Origin of the sequence: Novosphingobium sp. Chol11 (genome assembly GCF_945870625.1) — a bacterium.
Lineage (GTDB): Bacteria > Pseudomonadota > Alphaproteobacteria > Sphingomonadales > Sphingomonadaceae > Novosphingobium.
This window is the reverse complement of record NZ_CAMBTS010000152.1, coordinates 1-5187: the sequence shown is the minus strand read 5'-3', so window position 1 is coordinate 5187 and position 5187 is coordinate 1. Positions and strand designations below refer to the sequence as shown.

Annotated in this window: 6 protein-coding genes; 1 reads left to right on the top strand and 5 read right to left on the bottom strand. The window is 64.6% G+C overall.

The features are described 5' to 3' along the window. The coding region (locus tag Q0O40_RS15275) for an FAD-binding protein (RefSeq protein ID WP_295531814.1) at nt 1-510 on the top strand (510 nt) is incomplete at its 5' end. 154 nt (nt 511-664) lie between these two features. Here Q0O40_RS15275 and Q0O40_RS15270 read toward each other — a convergent pair. The 5 genes from Q0O40_RS15270 to Q0O40_RS15250 form a co-directional block, all read right to left on the bottom strand. After that, nucleotides 665-1588: a restriction endonuclease gene (locus tag Q0O40_RS15270; RefSeq protein WP_295531811.1), complete on the bottom strand. Its 924-nt coding sequence runs from the start codon at nt 1586-1588 to the stop codon at nt 665-667. A 135-nt stretch (nt 1589-1723) separates the two neighbouring features. After that, entirely contained in the window at nt 1724-2191 is a 468-nt protein-coding gene (locus Q0O40_RS15265; protein ID WP_295531808.1) for a GNAT family N-acetyltransferase, read from the bottom strand. Then, entirely contained in the window at nt 2188-3168 is a 981-nt protein-coding gene (locus Q0O40_RS15260; RefSeq protein ID WP_295531817.1) for an RDD family protein, read from the bottom strand. Before Q0O40_RS15260 ends, Q0O40_RS15265 begins: the two co-directional genes overlap by 4 nt. Before the next feature lie 67 nt (nt 3169-3235). Then, nucleotides 3236-4321: a stage II sporulation protein M gene (locus tag Q0O40_RS15255; protein ID WP_295531805.1), complete on the bottom strand. Its 1086-nt coding sequence runs from the start codon at nt 4319-4321 to the stop codon at nt 3236-3238. Further along, nucleotides 4318-5187, bottom strand: an 870-nt coding sequence (locus Q0O40_RS15250) for a DUF58 domain-containing protein (RefSeq protein ID WP_295531802.1), incomplete at its 5' end; no start/stop codon positions are given. The genes Q0O40_RS15255 and Q0O40_RS15250, both read right to left, overlap by 4 nt.

Below are 5187 nucleotides of genomic sequence, written 5' to 3'. Positions count from 1 at the left end.
AAGCTGGTGATCACCGTGCGCGGCACCGCCTTTGCCAAGGCGAGCGCCGCCGGCGGTTCGGCTACGGTCGAGGCGGTTGGCGTCCATGCCGATTCGGGCCTGAGCACGTTCGTCGGCTCTGAAATCGCCAAGAGCGAACGCCCCGAACTAACCAGCGCGAAGATCATCGTCTCGGGCGGCCGCGCGCTCAAGGATGCGGAAACCTTCGCCTCGGTGATCACCCCGCTCGCCGACAAGCTGGGCGCGGGCATCGGCGCCAGCCGCGCCGCAGTGGACGCAGGCTATGTGCCCAATGACTATCAGGTTGGCCAGACCGGCAAGATCGTCGCCCCGCAAGTCTACATCGCGGTCGGCATCTCGGGCGCGATCCAGCACCTGGCAGGCATGAAGGACAGCAAGACCATCATCGCCATCAACAAGGACGAAGACGCCCCGATCTTCCAGGTGGCCGACATCGGCCTCGTCGGCGATCTGTTCAACGTGGTGCCGGAGCTGACCGGCTCGCTTTGAGCTGTCTGGACTATTATTTGAATGCGAAGGGCCTCGCGCAAGCGGGGCCTTTTTCGTTTAGCATGTTAGAAAAAGGTGCGAGGGCCATTGCCCTCGCGCTCCCGGGCGTTTGGCACTTTTGATCGCGACAGCCGCGATAGCTTGCAGTCCTCGGTCACTCGTCCGCAAAGAAATCCTCGTCGAGGCGTTTCACTTCAACGACCCGGCTTACCCTGACACCAAAGCCAAATTCGATCATCAGTTCTGTAAGGCGGTTACCGTCAATCAGGATAATCCGCTGCTGCAATCCACGCGCAAATTCAAGCGCAGGGGCGCTGAAACTGGACGTTGTCACGAATACGCCTTTGGTAGCGCCGAACCCCACGAGGCTTCCGACAAATCCCTGCATGTCAGGCCTGCCCACACCCACATGTGCCGCATATCGCTTAGCCTGTACGTAAATGCGGTCGAGACCAAGCCGGTCCTGATCGACCACTCCGTCAATCCCGCCGTCTCCGCTCTTGCCCAAGCGCAGCGCGGCATTCTCGTGAGAGCCGCCGTAATCCATCGCAACGAGCAGATCGACAATCAGACTTTCAAAGAACGCCGGAGTTTGATCCAGGATTCGAGATAGAAGGTCAGCTTTCAAGGCGGCTTCAATGGTCGACTGGGCTGCGTCGATTTGTTCTTCGGGCGTCACCGCCGTTGCCGATGACACGAAAGCCGATGGAATGTTCTCTGGTGACAACCCAGGTGATGTCGCGTTGTAAAAATCGGCAAAAGCTGGATAAGTTTTAAGAAGATTCACGTCAATGATTGATGGGTTCGAATTTAGAAGTCTGTGCCCTGCCTCACTCGCAAAGAACACACCGCGCTTAGGTGTCTCAATCAATCCAGCTTTGACAAGGTACCATTTTGCCCAGTGGATCCGATTATATAAAAGTCTCTGCTTGCTGTTGGGTCTAATTTCTTCTCGTTCGTCGGCAGAGATGCCGAGTTGATCGGCGATCTTGTCAGATGCAATCGGCACTCGTGTTTCGCCTTCGGCTGCAATTCTAAGAACCGGCAGCATCAGTGATTGGTAGTCCGGGATCGCCATATGTGCTCCGATAGCAGCCGATGGGGATTATGGGCAACCCGCACGGCTGTTGCCAGAGAGGGCTGACCTGAACTGTAACAAGCCAGCTCTTGGGAGCGCGAGGGCGATGGCCCTCGCATTCTGTTTAATTCAAACTCAAATTTCCAAAGTCATGCATGTGCTGAAATCATCCACCACATAATCCGCAAACGCCTCGCACTCCGTAAAGCCGTGCTTGCGGTAAAGCGTCGCCGCCGCCGCAAACGCCTCGGTGCGCCCTGTCTCCAAACTGACCCGCGTATAGCCTCGCGCCCGCGCCACCTCCAGCAAATGCACCAGCATCGCTTCGCCTGCGCCTTTGCCGCGCCATGCCGGGGCGGCGCGCATGGATTTGAGTTCACCGTGGGTTTCATCGAGGTGTTTGATTGCGCCCATCGCCGCGACTTCGCCGTGCACGCGGGCCGCGTAGAAGGTCACGCCGGGCTGGCGCAGGCGTTCGAGCGGCAGGGCATGGACTTTGTCGGCGGGGCTTGTCGCGCGCATGCCGACGAGGTGCAGCGCGATCAGCGCGCGGATGTCTTCGCCCGTCAGGTCGTCTTCCGCGATCTCCAAGCCCGCGATCATCCGCTCCCCGGGGTGTGCTTGTTGGCCTTGCGCCGGCCGAAGCGCATGCCTTGCTCGAGCCGGGCGCGCAATTGGGTGTAGTAGGCTTCGAGGAACGCGCGTTCGTCGCCTTTTCCGCCGGTCCAGCCGATCTTGGCGCAGATCATCTCGGCCACTTCGCGCATCGCTTCGGGCTGGTTGTCGCGCAGCACGCGTTCGAGCACTTGCAATTCATACTCGCCGTAAACCGCCAGTTCCGCCTCGCCAAAGCGGTACTGCGCGCCCGTCTCCGCGCTGGCACCGCGCGCGGCGGTGCCCAGCGAGAGCGCTTGCTCCAGCTTACGGCGCGGCGCTTCGACGACCCAGGTGCCCGCGATCACATCGCCGCAGCGCAAAGCGTCGCGGTTGAGAAACGGAAACAGCACGAACACCGCAAACCACACTGCGCCCGACCATCCCGCCAGTTCGGTGTCGCCGCCCGCCTCGATCGCCCCGCCGATGAACACCAGCGGCATGTAAAGCTCGATGTCGCGCATCAGATTGCGCGCGATCACGGCTTCGGTGGTCAGCCGCCCCCCACCCGCGTCTGCGCCTATCCCGCCGCCGCGCGCCGCCACGCGGATGCCCATGAGGCGCTTGCCCGGCGTTGCGCCGCGCGGGCCAAGCTCGAACGAGAGGAACCACGCGTTGCGATATAGGAACATGGCGATGAACCAGATCACGACCAGCGCCTGCAGCGCGCCCGCGCGCGCCGTGCCTGCTTGCAGATCTCGCTCCGAGATGCCGATTCCGCCCGCCATCCACACCAGCAGCAGCGTGGTCGCGGTCATGGTGAAGCCGATCAGGAACAGATCGATCATCAGCGCGGCGGCGCGCGCGCCCCGGCTGGCCAGCGTGATCGAGAGGCGCACGCCCTCGGGCGTGATCACGGTGCGCGCGCGGCGCTCCTCGTCGGTGAGCACCGGCGCGCCGGGCACGGCGGGCCTGCGCCGCCGCATTGCTGCGCCGCGCCAGCCGCTGGCGGGGACGGCTGCAGGGACGGGGGCGGGGACGGGGGCGGCCGCGTCAGTCACTTTTGCGCCGCCAGGCAAAGAAATAGGCACACCAGAACGCCAGCATGAACCCGCCGATGGCCAGCCGCCCGCCGGTATCGTTGACCAGTTGCCGGGCAAAGCCTTCGAGCAGCCCCGCAACGATCAGCATCAGCACCACGCCGGCCATCACCAGCGCGGTCCGCCGCCCCGCTGCCGCCGCAGCATCGAGCACCGCCATCTGCCCCGGAAAGGCCATCGCGCGGCCGATATGGATGCCCGATGCGCCTGCGAGCAGGATCGCGAACAGCTCGGTCGTGCCGTGCACCGCGAGCCAGCCGACCAGCTCCCACGTCAGTCCTTGGCCGTGATAAAGCCACAGCAGCGCGCCGAGCACGGTCGTGTTGTGGATCAGCAGCAGGATCGAAGGCACGCCAAAGGCAAAGCCGAGCGCATAGGCGAGGATCGAGACTTGCGCGTTGTTGCTGAACAGGAAAGCAGCAAACACGCCGAGCCCGGTCTGGTCCTGATTGCCGAACAGGGTGCCATAGAGCGCCGCGCGGCTCGCGCCCGGCGCGCGCACGTCGCCGCCGCCGCTGCCCGGCATGATGGCATAGTACCAATCCGGATCGCTCGCCACCATCAGCCAGCCGACCACAGTGCCGGTGATCATGATGGCGAGCGCGATGCCCAGATCCGCGCCCAGCGCGCGCACCGCCGCGCTCCAGCCGCCGCCGAGAAAGCGGCCCAGCCAGCTGCGCAAGCCATCGCGCGGGCTATAGACGATAAACCACGCGCGCTGGACCAGCGCTTCGAGCCAGGCCAGCGTGGCGCGGTCGAGCGAGGTTTCGCGCGCGACCGAGAGGCTGGAGGCGAGATTGCGATAGAGCACCGGCAGGGCCAGCAGATCTTCGTCCGAAACCGCGCGCAGGCGGCCGGCCTCGATCCGCACGACGATGGCTTCGAGCCGCCGCCATTCGCCCTCACGCTCAAGCCGGAACCGGTCCGAGCGCAGCGCCGCCTGCTCGGTCGCGGCGACCGTCTGCGCGGTGCTGCGCCCCAGCCAGCCGCTGACGCGCTGGGTCAGGCCCGCCGCAAAGCCGGGCGTGTCCGCGCTCATCCGATGCTCCCCTTGCGCTTCACTGCCAGATAAGCATCGAGCAGCCGGGTGCCGATCAGCGCATGCGGCGCTTCGATCACTTCGATCCCGCAGCGGCGCAGCCGTTGCAGCACCAGCGCGCGCTGGCGCAGCAAGGTGCTGGCGGTGACCGCCATCGCCGCCCCTTGCAGATCGGTGACCGGCGCATCGACAATCCCGCCCAGTTCGGCATCGGCCATCACCACGAACATCACCAGATGCCGCTTGGTCAGCCGCGCAAGGTTTTCGATCATCAGCTCGGCGCTGGTCGGATCGGTGAAATCGGAGAACACCACGACCAGCGAGCGCCGCCCCAGCCGCGCGGCGAGCGAGGCGAGCGCCAGCGTGAAATTGGGCTCTTCGGCGGTATAATCGAGCGCGGCGGCGGCGCGTTGCAGCCGCTGGAAATCGCGGCTCGCGGTGACGAACGGGCTCAAGACCTGCGGCCTTGCGGCAAAGCCATAGAGCGCGACCCGGTCCTGCGCCTTCAGCGCCACCCACGCGGTGGTCAGCGCAGCCGTCACCGCGCAGTCGATCCGGGCCGCGCTACCATCATTTCCGCTATCACCCTGTCCGCCGACTGGCTCGCACATCGTCTGCCCGCAATCGAAGGCAAACACGATCTGGTTGTTGCGCTCGGTTTCGAACTCCTTGGCATAGAGGCGCGCGTGGCGGGCGGAGCTTTTCCAGTCGATCCGGCGCCGGTCCATCCCCGGCTCGTATTCGGCAAGCGCTTCGAACTCGGTGCCCTCGCCCCTGATCCGCCGCGCGACCATGCCGAACTGCGCGTCGCGCAGGAAAATCTGCAAGCCCGGGCTGCGCACCGGGGTGATATCGGGCCAAACGCG

What these genes read in the sequence shown, in the direction of transcription:
- Q0O40_RS15260 (WP_295531817.1), bottom strand. Translation starts at nt 3,168, where the DNA reads ATGCGGCGGCGCAGGCCCGCCGTGCCCGGCGCGCCGGTGCTCACCGAC.
- Q0O40_RS15265 (WP_295531808.1), bottom strand. Translation starts at nt 2,191, where the DNA reads ATGATCGCGGGCTTGGAGATCGCGGAAGACGACCTGACGGGCGAAGAC.
- Q0O40_RS15270 (WP_295531811.1), bottom strand. Translation starts at nt 1,588, where the DNA reads ATGGCGATCCCGGACTACCAATCACTGATGCTGCCGGTTCTTAGAATT.
- Q0O40_RS15255 (WP_295531805.1), bottom strand. Translation starts at nt 4,321, where the DNA reads ATGAGCGCGGACACGCCCGGCTTTGCGGCGGGCCTGACCCAGCGCGTC.